This is a genomic window from Rhodococcus sp. APC 3903 (assembly GCF_030407755.1).
Classification (GTDB): Bacteria; Actinomycetota; Actinomycetes; order Mycobacteriales; family Mycobacteriaceae; genus Rhodococcus_F; species Rhodococcus_F erythropolis.
Map to the genome: position 1 here is coordinate 54,874 of NZ_JASDCV010000006.1, position 16,082 is coordinate 70,955.

The 16,082-nt window shown below is 62.5% G+C and carries 12 protein-coding genes; 4 read left to right on the forward strand and 8 right to left on the reverse strand.

Annotated features, from left to right (window positions below; genetic code table 11):
- Positions 1–80: 80 nt before the first annotated feature.
- The 4 genes from QMA15_RS10175 to QMA15_RS10190 form a co-directional block, all read right to left on the reverse strand.
- Positions 81–1,613 carry a DHA2 family efflux MFS transporter permease subunit gene (locus QMA15_RS10175; RefSeq protein ID WP_003942006.1) on the reverse strand — a complete coding sequence of 511 codons (1,533 nt, stop codon included), beginning with the start codon at positions 1,611–1,613 and terminating at the stop codon, positions 81–83.
- Positions 1,610–2,080 (reverse strand): MarR family winged helix-turn-helix transcriptional regulator, encoded by a 471-nt coding sequence (locus QMA15_RS10180; protein ID WP_003941890.1) that lies wholly within the window; start codon positions 2,078–2,080, stop codon positions 1,610–1,612. Before QMA15_RS10180 ends, QMA15_RS10175 begins: the two co-directional genes overlap by 4 nt.
- 89 nt (positions 2,081–2,169) lie before the next feature.
- Positions 2,170–3,135, reverse strand: coding sequence for an NADPH:quinone oxidoreductase family protein (locus tag QMA15_RS10185; RefSeq protein ID WP_019744299.1), 966 nt, complete (start codon positions 3,133–3,135; stop codon positions 2,170–2,172).
- Between the two features lie 79 nt (positions 3,136–3,214).
- Complete coding sequence (locus tag QMA15_RS10190) at positions 3,215–3,871, reverse strand: TetR/AcrR family transcriptional regulator (RefSeq protein WP_021334063.1); 657 nt, start codon at positions 3,869–3,871, stop codon at positions 3,215–3,217.
- Positions 3,872–3,936: 65 nt separating this feature from the next.
- On the opposite strand from QMA15_RS10190, the gene QMA15_RS10195 reads away from it, so the two are divergent.
- The gene (locus QMA15_RS10195; RefSeq protein ID WP_084326720.1) at positions 3,937–4,926 is read left to right on the forward strand and encodes an NAD(P)-dependent alcohol dehydrogenase; all 990 of its coding nucleotides are present in this window, start codon (positions 3,937–3,939) and stop codon (positions 4,924–4,926) included.
- Between the two features lie 44 nt (positions 4,927–4,970).
- Positions 4,971–5,729, forward strand: a complete 759-nt coding sequence (locus tag QMA15_RS10200) for an acyl-ACP thioesterase domain-containing protein (RefSeq protein ID WP_290284281.1) — start codon at positions 4,971–4,973, stop codon at positions 5,727–5,729.
- Here the strand turns inward: QMA15_RS10200 and QMA15_RS10205 are convergent.
- Entirely contained in the window at positions 5,726–5,926 is a 201-nt protein-coding gene (locus QMA15_RS10205) for a hypothetical protein (RefSeq protein WP_003941897.1), read from the reverse strand. The two genes, QMA15_RS10200 and QMA15_RS10205, sit on opposite strands and share 4 nt — an antisense overlap.
- Before the next feature lie 73 nt (positions 5,927–5,999).
- On the opposite strand from QMA15_RS10205, the gene QMA15_RS10210 reads away from it, so the two are divergent.
- Positions 6,000–6,497, forward strand: a complete 498-nt coding sequence (locus QMA15_RS10210; protein ID WP_007728426.1) for a histidine phosphatase family protein — start codon at positions 6,000–6,002, stop codon at positions 6,495–6,497.
- 13 nt (positions 6,498–6,510) lie between these two features.
- Here the strand turns inward: QMA15_RS10210 and QMA15_RS10215 are convergent, their stop codons facing one another.
- The gene (locus tag QMA15_RS10215; RefSeq protein ID WP_290284283.1) at positions 6,511–7,518 is read right to left on the reverse strand and encodes an LLM class flavin-dependent oxidoreductase; all 1,008 of its coding nucleotides are present in this window, start codon (positions 7,516–7,518) and stop codon (positions 6,511–6,513) included.
- A gap of 88 nt (positions 7,519–7,606) precedes the next feature.
- Here QMA15_RS10215 and QMA15_RS10220 point away from each other — a divergent pair, with 88 nt between their 5' ends.
- Entirely contained in the window at positions 7,607–7,993 is a 387-nt protein-coding gene (locus tag QMA15_RS10220) for a glyoxalase superfamily protein (protein WP_290284286.1), read from the forward strand.
- 95 nt (positions 7,994–8,088) lie between these two features.
- Here QMA15_RS10220 and QMA15_RS10225 read toward each other — a convergent pair whose 3' ends face one another.
- Positions 8,089–12,045, reverse strand: coding sequence for a DNA-directed RNA polymerase subunit beta' (locus tag QMA15_RS10225; protein ID WP_021343470.1), 3,957 nt, complete (start codon positions 12,043–12,045; stop codon positions 8,089–8,091).
- A 117-nt stretch (positions 12,046–12,162) separates the two neighbouring features.
- Positions 12,163–15,669, reverse strand: coding sequence for a DNA-directed RNA polymerase subunit beta (gene rpoB, locus QMA15_RS10230; protein WP_019744305.1), 3,507 nt, complete (start codon positions 15,667–15,669; stop codon positions 12,163–12,165).
- Positions 15,670–16,082: the final 413 nt, after the last annotated feature.

A 16,082-nucleotide genomic window follows, 5' to 3' on the forward strand; every position in this document is an offset into this window, starting at 1 on the left:
GTATTCCACGGCAAAAAGATGAGGGCGGCACACAAGATGTGTGCCGCCCTCATCTGGACAAACGATCTACCGAAAAGCGGTCAGTGCATAACGATCGGCGTTGCCGTCTCGCCCTCGGCCACCGGCCTGGTGGTCTTGCTCCGCGGCAGGAAGAACGCCGGGATGAGGGTCAGGACGATCAGCACAGTGGCAACGAGGAAGGTGTTGCCGAAAGCGTCCGACGCCGCACTGAGAATCGAATTCGCAGCAGACTCCTGCGGACTTCCCGGCTCGGTCGGAATGTGCGACGCCGCACCGACCATCGTCGTATCGAGGCCACGATCGAGAAGCTGGTTGGTCAAGACCACCGACATCACGGCGGTACCGATCGAACCTGCGGTCTGCTGAACGATGTTCATCAGAGTGGAGCCGCGAGCGATCTGCTCGTTGGAGAGCGTCACGATAGCTGCGGTCATCAGCGGCATCATGGTGCAACCCATACCGAGGCCCATGACGAACAAGGCGCCCATCAGCAGCCACGTCGGGGAATCCGAGGCAACCTGTGTGAACACACCCAAACCGATGAGAATCAGCGGCAAACCGGTCAGGACGATCTTGCCCGGGCCGATCTTGTCGACCAGTCGACCAGCGATCGGCATGGTGACCATAGCGCCCAGACCCTGTGGAGCCATCAACAATCCGGCCGCGAGCGTGGTGTGCCCGCCGACCTGAATGAAGTAGCTCGGGAACAGCAACCCGGCGCCCATGAACGCGACGATGAACAGCGACGTCGTGATGACGGCGGTGGTCAACTGACGGTTCTTGAACAGGTGCAGGTCGATCAGCGGGTGATCCTTGTTGAGCGCGTGGAACACGAAGGCGATGATCAGTGCCAGACCGATACCGGCCGACACCAGAACCCGAGCGGACGCGACGGTTCCCACCTCAGGGATGGACGACACACCGAACAGGAACAGCGCCAGGCCGGGCGACAGCAGGATCATGCCGAGGAAGTCGAAGGACTCCGAAGGCTTCGCCTTGTCGGACGGCAGAATGATGAACGCAGCAGCCAGAGCGATGATGCCGATCGGCAAGTTGATCAGGAAGATCCAGTGCCAGCTCGCGGCCTCGATCAGCCAACCACCGAGAATCGGGCCGCCGATAGGACCGAGCAGCATCGGGATACCGAGAACTGCCATGACACGACCGACACGGTCCGGACCGGCGGCCCGGGTCATGATCGTCATACCGAGCGGCATCAACATGCCGCCGCCGAGACCCTGGAGCACGCGGAAGCCGATGAGCGAGGTGATGTCCCACGCCATCGCACAAGCGACCGAACCGAGCACGAACAGCACCAGGGCCGTCATGTACAGGCGCTTGGTGCCGAAACGGTCGGCAGCCCAACCGGTAACCGGAATGACCGTCGCCAAGGCGAGCGTGTAGGCCGTCATCGTCCACGCGACGGTGGCGTACGAAGTTTCGAAGTCCTCGGCAAAAGTGGTGAGCGCGACGCTCACCACGGTTACGTCGAGAATCGACATGATGGCGCCGAGCACCACCACGGAAGCGATCTTGAGGACCGCCCCGTCAAGTTTGTCGGACGCCGGTGCCGGCGCGTTCGGCGATGTCATCGCGAAGTCTCCTGGTTAAGTGCTCGCAGATAGTCACCCGCGAGAATGGGCTTGAGAGCCTCGAACAAACGAATCCGCTCTGGCTCAGGAACACGCGACGCGAATTCGCGAAGCTGGCCGCGCTTGCACTCGATGTGGTTGGTCGTCACCTTACGACCGGCCTCCGACAAGGAAACCCGCTTGACGCGTCGGTCCCGCTCGTCTTCACGGCGATCGACCAGACCCATGTTCACGAGCTGATCGATGTTCCGCCCCGTAGCTGCCACCGAGAGCCGAAGCTCGTCGGCAACCTCGTTGATCGGGATCGCCGCATCACGTTGTGCAAGTACGAACAGCACACGCACCTGAGAGAACGAGAGATCCAGTTCGATCAACGCATCGATCGACTCCGAATCACCGGCGCTCATCAGGCGAGTGAACAACTCGTCGAGTGCTCCATACAGGTCATCAGAATCGGAAGCGATCACCTGGCAAATGGTAGTGCGGTTGCAACTATTGCCCAAATGAAAACATGTTGCAACTTATTATTTGGTGAGCACCATCACGTTGCGAAGAATCATTCCTGCAGCAAGATGGCCTTTCCGAGAACTTTGCCGCTTTCGAGATCAGCCAGGGCAACTGCTGCGTCGGCAAGCGGATACCGCGCCTTGACCAGCGGACGCAAGCCGTTCCGGACGTGTTCTACCAGCGATGCATGCACCTCGGCTACCGCTTCGGGATTGGTGCGCGTGAACTCGCCCCACGCCGCGCCGACAATGCTGATGTTGCGGAACAGCACCCGGTTCACCTTGACCTGAGGAATGCCGCCGCCGGCAAAACCGATAACCACAAGACGCCCCTCCGGCGCCAGAACCCGGACCGCGTCGTCGAACGCATCCCCGCCTACCGGATCTACCACGATCTGAGCGCCGACGCCGTCGGTCAGTTCCCGAATCCGCTCTCCCCATCCCGGAGCCAGCGCGACAACCTCGTCGGCACCGAGCTCACGCAAGAAGTCCTCGACGCCTTCGCGTCGTACCACGGCGATCACCCGAGCGCCGTGCGCCTTGGCCAGCTGGATGGTTGCCGTTCCGACTCCGCCCGCAGCGCCGAGCACGACGACTGTCTCCCCCGCGACGATCTTCGCGCGACGAGCCAGCGCGAACTCCATCGTCTGATAGTTGATGATCAGAGAGGCCGCCTCGTCGAAGGCGAGTCCGTCCGGAATTCGGAGTACCTGCGCCGGGTTGACGGCAATCCGCTCTGCATAGCCGCCCAGATACGCGGCCGCGAGAACACGATCGCCCGGAGCGAAACCCGACCCTTCCGGCGCGGAGACCACGACGCCCGAGATCTCCGCGCCGGGAATGAACGGCGGTTCCGGGCGGATCTGATACTTGCCGTAGGTGATGAGTAGGTCCGGAAAGCAGACACCACTGGCCTTCACATCGATGAGAACAAGACCTTCGGCTGCGGGCTCGGGAACCTCCTGCGCGACAATTCCTTCGGGACCGGACAGTTCCGTAACCACCATGGCGCGCACAGAAAGCTCCTCTTCGGGACATCTGAAGTCTGGACCGGTAACCCGGTTTTCTCGACTTTAACCCGGTACTCACGTCAGATCATCGTTCGCTCCCGATGTGCAGACGTTCGAGTCCGTCGAGAATCAGATCAAGACCGAAAGCGAATTCGGCGGCGTAGCTGTATCCCGGAGCTAGGACGTGCTCGGTGGTCAGCTCGGCCAGGTGCGGATACTGACCGCTCTCGAACGAGCCCATGATCGCCTTCGCCAGTTCCGTCGTTTCCTGCGCTGTTTCGAACGGCAAGCTCACCTCTTGCAGCACGAAGCCGTAGATGTACGCATCCATGATCGAAAAGGCATGCGCAGCAAGGGCGACCGGAAAGTCGGCAGCGCGTAGTGTTCCGATGACGGCGTCGTGGTGGCGCAGGGTCGCGGGGCCAGGCGTCGTTCGGGACTCCATCAACGGAGTCGCCCACGGGTGCCTCCCCAGCACCTCCCGAGTCGATACCGCTCGCGCGTGAACTTCCGTTCGCCACGGCAGTCCCGGCGTCGGAAGATCGATCTCCGCAAAGACCGCGTCGACCATTCCGTCGAGCAGATCCCCCTTGTCCGAAACATGGTTGTACAGAGACATCGCCTCGACGCCCAGTTCGGTCCCCAGCTTCCGCATGGTCATCGAATCGATTCCGACGGAATCTGCAAGCGCCACGGCAGCGCGTACAACGTCATCTCGGGTCAATCTTGTGCGCTTCTCCACATTGACAGAACTTACACCGTAAGTGCAATACTTACGGCGTAAGCATTCGACGAACGGAGACTCGCATGCCGCAGGAACTGATGACCGCCGTCGTACAGGATCGCTACGGCGAAGCCGACGTTCTCTACCTCGACCACATTCCGCGCCCCACTGTCGCCGACAACGAAGTGCTGATTCGCGTCGAGGCCGCGTCCGTCGACCGCGGGGCATGGCATCTCATGGCCGGACTGCCATATCCGTTGCGCCTCGCGGGATTTGGACTGCGCAGACCTGAGAACCGGGTCCGCGGACTGGACGTTTCCGGCCGAGTGGAGGCCGTCGGCAGTTCGGTGACCCGCGTGGCAGTCGGCCAGGAGGTATACGGGATCGCGGTCGGTTCGTTCGCGGAGTACGCGTGCGCACTCGAGACGAAGATTGCTGCAAAACCTGCCCGGTTGTCGTTCGCACAAGCAGCAGCGGTGCCGGTCTCCGGCCTCACAGCGCTGCAAGCCGTGCGCGACCACGGCCGCGTGCAGGCCGGGCAATCCGTCCTCGTTCTCGGTGCGTCCGGTGGCGTCGGGATCTACGCGGTGCAGGTGGCAAAAGCCATGGGCGCGCTCGTCACCGGCGTATGCAGCACCTCGAAAGCCGATACCGTCCGCTCCCTCGGTGCCGACGAGGTTCTCGACTACCGCTTCGACGACGCCACCGACGGATCGCATCGGTACGACGTCATCATCGACACCGGCGGCAACCGCCGACTGCGAGATCTTCGACGGGCGCTCACACGCACCGGGAGGCTTGTGATCGTGGGCGGCGAGAACGGTGGACGGTGGCTCGGCGGAATCGATCGCCAAATCCGCGCACTGTGCTTGTCTCCGTTCGTATCTCAGAAGCTCGGGTCTTTGATGGCTTCGGAGAACGCCGAGGATCTGGAGGTGCTGACGGCAATGATCGACGCAGGTGTCATCACCCCGGTGATCGACTCCGTTCATCCCCTTGCCGACACCGCCGTCGCCGTGGCACGAATGGTCGACGGTTCCGGCTGCGGAAAGCAGATAATCGCCACTCGCTGAAAAGCCTGACAGAATCGGCTCACTCCAGCGAACAGGAATCTCACGTGAACCCAGATCTCACGCTCGCGCCGCAGCCAGACAGAGGACCGATCTTCGTCAAGTCCCGCCCGGTCCGCACCGGCGACATCGACGTCGCCAAGCAGGTCAGGCTCGACGCCGTCGCCCGTTATCTGCAGGACATCGGCAACGACAACATCGAAGCCGCCGGCGCCATCGACACTCATCCGCTCTGGATAGTGCGTCGTACGGTCGTCGATGTCGTACGCCCGGCGATCTGGCCGGAAGAGTTGACGATGACTCGCTGGTGCTCCGGCTTCTCCACGAGATGGGCGAACATGCGCGTGCGCTTCGACGGCAGCAACGGCGCGCTGATGGAAACCGAAGGCTTCTGGATCAACATCAGCGCCGAGTCAGGCATGCCCACCAGGATGAGCGACGACTTCATGCGGCCGTTGGAAGAATCCACCGACGAGCATCGCCTGAAGTGGAAGCGTGTCCTCGCCGAGAACGCACCGGAGGCGGACGACGCGGGTGTTCTGGACACGCCGTTCGCTCTGCGCGCCACGGATATCGACCCGTTCGACCACGTCAACAACGCCGTCTACTGGCAGGCAGTCGAAGAGGTCCTCAGCGCTCGCACCGAACTGCGTACAGTTCCGCATCGAGCACTGATCGAGTACCTCTCCCCCATCGTCTCCAGCGACGACGTCGTCCTGCGCAGCCGCGTCGACGACAAGACCGTCACGGTCTGGTTCCTGGTCAGCGAAGCGCTCCGCGCAGTTGCGCAGGTGAGCGCCCTCTAACGCAGTTTCTGGGTCGCGACAGCCGCGACACCGAACACCAACGCAAGAAGAATCGCGGCCCAGAAACCGAAGAGCCACCACACCACGCCGAACACGACCACTGCCGGGGCAACGGTGATGAAAGCGATGGTGGGGCTTTCGCGTACCACCTCGAGTGCAGTTCGGGCATTAGTTCGATCGAGCTTCTTACCGGCCATCGAAAACCTCCTTCAAGGTCGTGACCATCCAGAGTAACCGGACTGACGGGCACAAAGCGGATACCGTGAACGCATGGCCGACCACCGCACCCTCGTCCTCATGCGACACGGCAAGTCCAGCTACCCCGAGGGCATCCGTGATCACGAGCGTCCGCTCGCCGAACGGGGCCTGCGCGAGGCCCGCATCGGCGGCGAATGGATCCGCGAAAACGTCCCGCCCGTAGACGCCGTTCTGTGCTCCACCTCCCGGCGCACCGTCGAAACCCTTGCCTCGACGGGAATCGAAGCTCCCGCCGGATTCGAGAAGTCCATCTACGGCGGCTCACCCGCAGACGTCATTGCAGCTGCGCGAACCACGTCCGACCACGTCAAGACGCTCCTGATCGTCGGACACGAACCCGGAATTCCCTGGACTGCACTCGATCTCGCATCGAACGAGAACTCCGAAGCGGCCCAACGTATCCGCGACAAGTTCCCGACTTCGGCGATCGCCGTCCTCTCCGTACCGGTGCCGTGGACCGAACTCGACGACTCCGTCGCCACTCTGCTCGAGTTTCACGTGCCTCGTTAGATCAACCACACCGCTAAAGCACCTCACGTAGCAGTCGGTCCGAAAGTGCAAGCGCGTCACGGTCGTACGTCGATGTCGACGCCAGCACTTCGTCGGCACCGGTCCGCTCGGCGAGATCGTGAAGCTGTTGTTTCACCTCGACAGGTGTGCCGTGCAGCGCCGACGCCATGAACGACTCGATACGCCTGGCATTTCGATCACTGCGCGGGGCGCACCTGATCTCGTCCAGCGACGCGAGCGGCGGAAACTCCCCCGTCCGTGACGATTCTGCGAGCGCGTATGCCTCCGGGATCAGCAACTCACGCGCCGCGTCGGTGGTATCGGCAACCGCCACTTCGAGAGAAACCACCACATAGGGTTCGGGATGAGCGTCGGTGGCCCGGAAAGCTCGGCGGTACTCGTCCAATGCCTCCACCCGGTCGGTGCTCCCGATTCCGAGTATCGGCCCACCCACGACCACCGGAAGCCCGAGCTGCGCTGCCACTTTCAGACCTGTACGCGTCGCGAGCACGAAGATCGGCACCCCGGTCTCCGACGCCGGCCGTGCCGTCACTGCCGCGGATCCGTCCAGGTAGCGCCTCACCTCTTCGAGATCGGACGCAAACGTGTCCGGAGCATCCTTGCTCCGTCGTAGTGCCTGACGAACAGGTTCCGTGAATCCCAGCGATCGGCCGAGGCCGAGATCGATTCGCCCCGGGTACAGAGCCTCCAGCATCAAGAACTGCTCGGCGACGATCAGCGGTTGGTGATTCGGCAGCATGACCCCACCGCTCCCGAGTCTGATATCGCGCGTATGCGCTCCGATCGCGGCAAGCAGTACTGCCGGCGACCCGCTCCCGATCCCGGGCACCGCGTGATGCTCGGCCACCCAGAACCGGTGGTAGCCGAGAGCGTCGGCGTGCGCGGCGCGTTCGACGGAATGCGTCAGAGCTGCGGAGTCGGGGTATCCGCTCCTGGTTCGGGATCGGTCGAGAAGTGAGAGAAGCACTCTCGGAGCAACAAGGAATTCGGAAAGTTTCATCCGGACGCCTAATGAGGACCGTTTCTGACCGCAATACCCGCAACACTGGACCTGTCGCCGGAATCCACCATCACATGAAGGGCACGTCATGGACATCAAGCTCGAACTGGTCGCCATTCCCGTCACCGACATCGACCGCGCCAAGGACTTCTACGTCCGCCTCGGCTTCAACGCCGACCACGATCACACGGTCAGCGAGGAGCTGCGCTTCGTCCAGCTGACCCCACCCGGTTCGGCCTGCTCGATCTGCATCGGCAAGGGAATCACCGACGCCGAGCCCGGTTCCGTCGTCGGCATGCAGGTAGTGGTCAAGGACATCGAAGAGGCTGAGCGCGAGTTCAAGAGCCGCGGCATCGACATCAGCCCGATCGACGACCAGGCTTGGGGCAGATTCATCTACTTCGCCGACCCCGACGGCAACAAGTGGGCTGTCCAGGAGATCGTCATCCCGGACCTCAGCGGCAGCAACTCCTGAAACGAGCGACATGAAAAATCCCCCCACCTCTTTCGAGGTGGGGGGATTTTCTACGAACTAACGCTTAGCGGTAGTCGTCACATGCGACTACCCGACTAGCGGTAGTCGTTGCTGAAGCCGTAGTCGTCCAGCGGAACTGCAGCACCGGTGTTCTGGCCGAAGCCGTCCGGGCTGTAGTACTGGTCGTCGTACGACGGCACTGCGTAAGCAGCGGCGCGTGCCTCTTCGGTGGGCTGAACCTGGATGTTGCGGTAACGGTTGATACCGGTACCGGCAGGGATCAGCTTACCGATGATGACATTTTCCTTCAGACCGATCAGCTTGTCCGAGCGGCAGTTGATAGCCGCGTCGGTCAAGACACGAGTGGTCTCCTGGAACGATGCCGCGGACAGCCACGAATCCGTCGCGAGCGACGCCTTCGTGATACCCATGAGCACCGGACGGCCGGCTGCGGGCTCGCCACCCTCGGCGACAACGCGGCGGTTTGCCGACTCGAACTCGGCGCGCTCGGTGAGCGAACCGGGCAGGAACTCGGTGGCACCGGAATCGATGATCGTCACGCGACGAAGCATCTGGCGCACGATGACCTCGATGTGCTTGTCGTGGATCGACACACCCTGGCTCCGGTACACCTCCTGGACCTCGTTGACCAAGTGGATCTGAACCTGACGCGGGCCCATGACTCGCAGGACCTCGTGGGGATCGGCAGCACCTTCCATGAGCTGCTGTCCGACCTCGACGTGGTCACCGTCAGCCAAGAGGCTTTCGCGACCGTCTGCATGCTTGAAGACGCGCAGACGCTGACGCTTGCTGAGCTTGTCGTAGACAACCTCTTCGCCGCCGTCGTCCGGAACGATGGTGATCTTGTAGAAACGATCGCCGTCTTCGAGCTGTACCCGACCGGTGACGTCCGCGATAGGAGCCTTGCCCTTGGGCACACGTGCCTCGAACAGCTCCTGGACACGCGGCAGACCGCCGGTGATGTCATCTCCTGCGACACCACCCTGGTGGAAGGTACGCATGGTCAGCTGGGTACCGGGCTCACCGATCGACTGTGCGGCGACGATACCGACAGCCTCACCGATGTCGACCAGCTTGCCGGTGGCCATCGAACGGCCGTAGCAAGTGGCGCAAACGCCGGTGCCGGTGGTGCAGGTCAGGACCGAGCGGACCTTGACCGTCGTGATGCCGGCGTCGAGCAGAGCATCGATCGCGGGGTCACCGAGATCGTGGCCACGCTCGACGATGACGGTGCCGTTCGCGTCGACTGCATCGGCCGCCAAGGTACGGGCGTACGTGCTGGTCTCCACGTGAGCATCGCGGATCATCGTGCCGTCGGCCTGCTTCTCGGCGATCGTGGTGACGATGCCGCGCTCTGTTCCACAGTCGACCTCGCGGACGATGACGTCCTGCGAAACGTCCACCAGACGACGGGTCAGGTAACCCGAGTCGGCGGTGCGGAGTGCGGTATCGGCCAGACCCTTACGAGCACCGTGCGTGTTGATGAAGTACTCGAGAACGGTCAGGCCTTCCTTGAAGGAAGACTTGATCGGACGCGGGATGAACTCACCCTTCGGGTTTGTCACCAGACCCTTCATACCGGCGAGCGAGCGAACCTGAGTCATGTTGCCGGCTGCGCCGGACTTCACGATCATCGGGATCGGGTTGCTGTCGGGGAAGTGAGCCTCCATGGCCTTGCCGACCTTGTCGGTCGCTTCCTGCCAAATGGTGACCAGAGCGCTGTTGCGCTCCTTCTTGTCCAGAGCACCACGCTGGTACTGCTTCTCGATCTTGTCGGCCTGAGCCTCGAAGTCCTCGATGATGGCAGGCTTCTCCGGCGGCACGAGCACGTCGGAAATCGAGACCGTGACACCCGAACGGGTGGCCCAGTAGAACCCGACGTCCTTGAGCTTGTCGACGGTCTGAGCAACCACGATCATCGGGTACCGCTCGGCGAGATCGTTGATGATCGTCGCCTGGCGCTTCTTCGGCATCTGCTCGTTGACGAACGGGTAGTCCGCCGGAAGCAGCTCGTTGAAGAGCACACGGCCGAGTGTCGTGGTGGCGGTCCAGCCGTCACCGTATTTCCAGCCCTCGGGGAACAGTTCGTTCTCGAGGTCACGCGGCGGACGCTGCTGCGTCAGACGCACCTTGATCTGAGCCTGAACCGAGAGCGCGCCGCGGTCGACTGCCATCTGAGCCTCGGCGGGCGAGGAGTACACGCCCTGCTCTGCCTCGTCGTTGGTCGGAGCAACGAGCTCACCGGTGACACCCTCGTCGAGACGGGTCAGGTGGAACAGACCCGTGACCATGTCCAGACGCGGCATGGCGAGCGGGCGACCCGAAGCAGGCGAGAGGATGTTGTTCGAGGACAGCATCAGGATGCGTGCCTCGGCCTGAGCCTCTGCCGACAGCGGGAGGTGAACAGCCATCTGGTCACCGTCGAAGTCGGCGTTGAAGGCCTCACACACCAGCGGGTGGAGCTGAATGGCCTTGCCCTCGACGAGCTGCGGCTCGAATGCCTGGATACCCAGACGGTGCAGCGTAGGTGCACGGTTGAGCAGCACGGGGTGCTCGGCGATGACCTCTTCGAGGACGTCCCACACCTGGACGCGCTTGCGCTCGACCATGCGCTTGGCCGACTTGATGTTCTGCGCGTGGTTGAGATCGACCAGACGCTTCATCACGAACGGCTTGAACAGCTCGAGAGCCATCAGCTTGGGCAGACCACACTGGTGCAGCTTGAGCTGAGGACCGACGACGATCACGGAACGACCCGAGTAGTCGACGCGCTTACCGAGCAGGTTCTGACGGAAACGACCCTGCTTGCCCTTGAGCAGATCGCTCAGGGACTTCAGCGGGCGGTTACCCGGTCCGGTGACCGGACGTCCACGACGACCGTTGTCGAACAGGGCGTCGACCGACTCCTGCAGCATCCGCTTCTCGTTGTTGACGATGATCTCGGGAGCACCGAGGTCGATCAGTCGCTTGAGGCGGTTGTTGCGGTTGATGACGCGGCGGTACAGGTCGTTGAGGTCGGACGTCGCGAAACGTCCACCGTCGAGCTGAACCATCGGGCGAAGCTCCGGCGGGATCACCGGAACAGCGTTGAGGACCATGCCCATCGGCGAGTTGCCGTTGGTCTGGAATGCCGCAACCACCTTGAGGCGCTTGAGTGCACGCAGCTTCTTCTGGCCCTTGCCGCTGCGGATGGTCTCGCGGAGAGACTCTGCCTCGGCGTCGAGGTCGAAGTTCTGCATCAGGATCTGGATGGACTCTGCGCCCATCGCACCCGTGAAGTACTCGCCGTAACGGTCGACCAGCTCGCGGTACAGGAGCTCGTCGATGATGAGCTGCTTGACGCTCAGCTTGGTGAAGGTGGTCCAGATCTCGTCGAGACGATCCAGCTCACGCTGCGCGCGGTCACGGAGCTGACGCATTTCGCGCTCGCCGCCGTCCTTGACCTTGCGGCGGACATCGGACTTCGCGCCCTCTGCCTCGAGCTCGGCGATGTCGGCTTCGAGCTTCTGCGCACGTGCCTCGAGATCGGCATCGCGCTGATCTGCGACGGTCTTCTTCTCGACCTGCATCTCGGCTTCGAGGGTGGACAGCTCGTTGTGACGGAGCTCCTCGTCGACGCCGACGATGACGTAGGCAGCGAAGTAGATGATCTTTTCGAGATCCTTCGGAGCCAGGTCGAGCAGGTAACCGAGACGGCTCGGAACACCCTTGAAGTACCAGATGTGCGTGACCGGTGCGGCCAGTTCGATGTGACCCATACGCTCACGACGAACCTTGGCGCGAGTGACCTCGACGCCACAGCGCTCACAGATGATGCCCTTGAAGCGGACACGCTTGTACTTACCGCAGTAGCACTCCCAGTCCCGGGTGGGGCCGAAGATCTTCTCGCAGAAGAGGCCGTCCTTCTCGGGCTTGAGCGTGCGGTAGTTGATGGTCTCCGGCTTCTTGACCTCGCCGTAGGACCAATTGCGGATGTCCTCTGCACTGGCCAAGCCAATGCGGAGTTCATCGAAGAAGTTGACGTCGAGCACGTAACTTCCTTTCCCCGTTGGGGTTACGGTTGCCGGTCACCCGGCAACCTGACTGCCAATTCAAATGTGAACTACGCCCCCGGGCCGCTCTTTCAAGAGCAACCCGGGGACCGAAACCTAGTTCGCGAGGTCGTCGACCGTCGCAGCTTCGTTCCTGGACAGGTTGATGCCCAGGTTCGCTGCGGCCCGCTCCAAGTCCTCGTCGTCGCCGTCCGCCATCGTGATGGCCGCGCCGTCCGAGGACAGCACCTCCACGTTGAGGCAGAGCGACTGGAGCTCCTTGAGGAGCACCTTGAACGACTCGGGGATGCCGGGTTCGGGGATGTTCTCGCCCTTGACGATGGCTTCGTACACCTTGACTCGACCGACCACGTCGTCCGACTTGATGGTCAGCAGTTCCTGCAGCGTGTAAGCCGCGCCGTAGGCCTGCATCGCCCAGCACTCCATCTCACCGAAGCGCTGGCCACCGAACTGGGCCTTACCACCGAGAGGCTGCTGCGTGATCATCGAGTACGGACCGGTCGAACGAGCGTGGATCTTGTCGTCGACCAAGTGGTGCAGCTTGATGATGTACATGTAACCGACCGAGACCGGGTACGGGAACGGCTCGCCGGAGCGGCCGTCGAACAAGGTGGCCTTTCCGTCGGGTCCGACCATCTGCTCGCCGTCACGGTTCGGCAGCGTCGCGCCGAGGAGACCGGTGAGCTCGTCTTCCTTCGCACCGTCGAACACCGGGGTGGCGATGTTCGAGTCGGCCGGAGCGGACAGCATCTCTTCCGGCAGGGTCGCAGCCCAGTCGGGACGAGTGCCGTCGGACGCGATCTGAATGTTCCAGCCGGTCTTGCCGATCCACCCGAGGTGGGTCTCCAAGACCTGACCGATGTTCATACGACGCGGGACACCGTGCGTGTTCAAGATGATGTCGACAGGCGTGCCGTCCGAGAGGAACGGCATGTCTTCCTGCGGCAGGATCTTGCCGATGACGCCCTTGTTACCGTGGCGGCCGGCGAGCTTGTCGCCGTCCTGGATCTTGCGCTTCTGTGCCACGTAGACGCGGACCAACTCGTTGACACCGGGAGGCAGATCGTCGTCTTCGTCACGTGAGAACACGCGGATTCCGATGACCTTGCCGGTCTCACCGTGAGGAACCTTGAGGGACGTGTCACGAACCTCGCGAGCCTTCTCACCGAAGATGGCGCGAAGGAGGCGCTCTTCGGGGGTCAGCTCGGTCTCGCCCTTCGGCGTGACCTTTCCGACCAGCACGTCGCCGTCACGAACCTCGGCACCGATACGGATGATGCCGCGCTCGTCGAGGTCGGCAAGGACCTCGTCGGAGACGTTCGGGATGTCGCGAGTGATTTCCTCGGCACCGAGCTTGGTGTCGCGGGCATCGATCTCGTGCTCCTCGATGTGAATCGAGGTCAGGACGTCCTCTTCCACGAGACGCTGCGACAGAATGATCGCGTCCTCGTAGTTGTGGCCTTCCCACGGCATGATCGCGACGAGCAAGTTCTTGCCCAGCGCCATCTCACCGTTCTCGGTGCAAGGGCCGTCGGCCAGAACCTGGCCGGCCTCGACACGCTGTCCCTCGTCCACGATCGGACGCTGGTTGGCGCACGTGCCCTGGTTGGAACGCGCGAACTTGCGCATCCGGTACGTCTTGCGGCTTCCGTCGTCAGCCATCACCGTGACGTAGTCCGCGGAGATCTCCTCCACGACACCGGTCTTCTCGGTGATGATGACGTCGCCGGCATCCACAGCTGCACGCAGCTCCATGCCGGTTCCGACGAGAGGTGCCTCGCTGCGAACCAGCGGGACAGCCTGACGCTGCATGTTCGCGCCCATGAGGGCACGGTTTGCATCGTCGTGCTCGAGGAACGGAATCATCGCGGTTGCGACGGACACCATCTGACGCGGCGAAACGTCCATGTAGTCGATGTCGGAGGACGCGACGAACTCGACCTCGCCACCCTTACGGCGGACGAGAATCTTCGAGTCGGTGAAGCGACCCTCGCGGTCGATGGCCGAGTTGGCCTGCGCGACTACGTGGCGGTCTTCTTCGTCAGCGGTCAGGTAGTCGACCTCGTCGGTCACCTGTCCGTCGACGACGCGACGGTACGGGGTCTCGATGAAACCGAACGGGTTGACGCGGGCGTAGACCGACAGCGAACCGATCAGGCCGATGTTCGGGCCTTCCGGGGTCTCGATCGGGCACATGCGGCCGTAGTGCGACGGGTGAACGTCGCGAACCTCGAGGCCGGCGCGCTCACGGGACAGACCACCCGGGCCGAGGGCGGACAGACGACGCTTGTGCGTCAGCCCCGACAGCGGGTTGTTCTGGTCCATGAACTGCGACAGCTGGGAGGTTCCGAAGAACTCCCTGATCGCAGCGACGACGGGCCGGATGTTGATCAGCGTCTGAGGCGTGATTGCCTCGACGTCCTGTGTGGTCATGCGCTCACGAACCACACGCTCCATGCGGGACAGGCCCACGCGGATCTGGTTCTGGATGAGCTCGCCGACGGTACGCAGACGACGGTTGCCGAAGTGGTCGATGTCGTCGACCTCGACGGGAACCTCGACGCCGCCCGGAGCCGTCATCGAGGTGTCACCTGCGTGCAGACGCACGAGGTACTCGACGGTGGCGACGATGTCTTCTTCGGTGAGAGTGGATGCAACGATCGGCTGACCAGCGTTCAGGCCGAGCTTCTTGTTGATCTTGTAACGACCCACGCGAGCGAGGTCGTAGCGCTTGTCCTTGAAGAACAGGTTCTCCAGCAGGGTCTGCGCGCTCTCCTTGGTGGGGGGCTCGCCCGGACGCAGCTTGCGGTAGATGTCGAGCAACGCCTCATCGGTGCCGGCGGTGTTGTCCTTCTCCAGCGTGGCCATGAGGATCTCGGAGAAGCCGAAGCGCTCCGTGATCTGCTCGGTGGTCCAGCCGAGTGCCTTGAGCAGGACGGTGACAGGCTGACGACGCTTGCGGTCGATACGGACACCAACGGTGTCGCGCTTGTCGACGTCGAACTCGAGCCATGCGCCGCGACCCGGGATCACCTTGACGCTGTGCAGATCCTTCTCGGTGCTCTTGTCGACGCTCATGTCGAAGTACACACCGGGGGAACGCACGAGCTGCGAGACGACCACACGCTCGGTGCCGTTGATGATGAAGGTGCCCTTGTCGGTCATCATCGGGAAATCTCCCATGAAGACCGTCTGGCTCTTGATCTCACCAGTGTTGTTGTTGATGAACTCCGCGGTGACGAACAACGGCGCCGCGTAGGTCATGTCCTTGTCTTTGCACTCGTCCGTCGAGGCCTTGACCTCGTCGAATCGAGGGTCGGAGAAGGACAGCGACATAGTGCCGTTGAAATCCTCGATCGGAGAAAGCTCCGCGAGGATGTCCTCGAGACCACCGGACACTGCATTGTCGCCGAGTGCCGCTGCTCGTTCACGCCAACTCTGCGCGCCGATCAGCCACTCGAACGAATCTGTCTGTACGTCAAGAAGCCCGGGAACTTCGAGGGGTTCGCGAACTTTCGCGAACGAAACCCTCTTCGGGGCTCCGGGGATTCCGGAAACTGCCTTGGTCTGGCTAGAGACTGCCAAGATGCGTCCTTCCAGCACCTCACGCGGGCCGCTCCGTGCTGTTGCGACCGCCGCTGTATCTGCTTCGAATTTCGCTGGTTACAACCCGAACGAAACCCGTCGCAGAAAGCAAGAAGTACTTGACTTCGCAGCGGTTGAGACGAGGGGTGGACAGGAGGCAGCCAGCGCAACGTCCAAAAGTACACCCTTACTCTGGAAATGTCGAGTCGGGTGTAACTGAGGGTCGAATTCAGATACTGACGTGAGACTGCCGATCACTCGTCCGTGCATGTTCACCGATCAGAGTGGACCTTGCGGACCGCTCCGTCAAGGGCGAGAGCGCGTGTCGCAGCATTCGAACATTCGTGACGCGCATTCGAACACTGCCACCGGAAGTGTAGCCAGCAACGGCGTCACATACGAAAAATCTGGACCGACATCGTGCGTCGGTC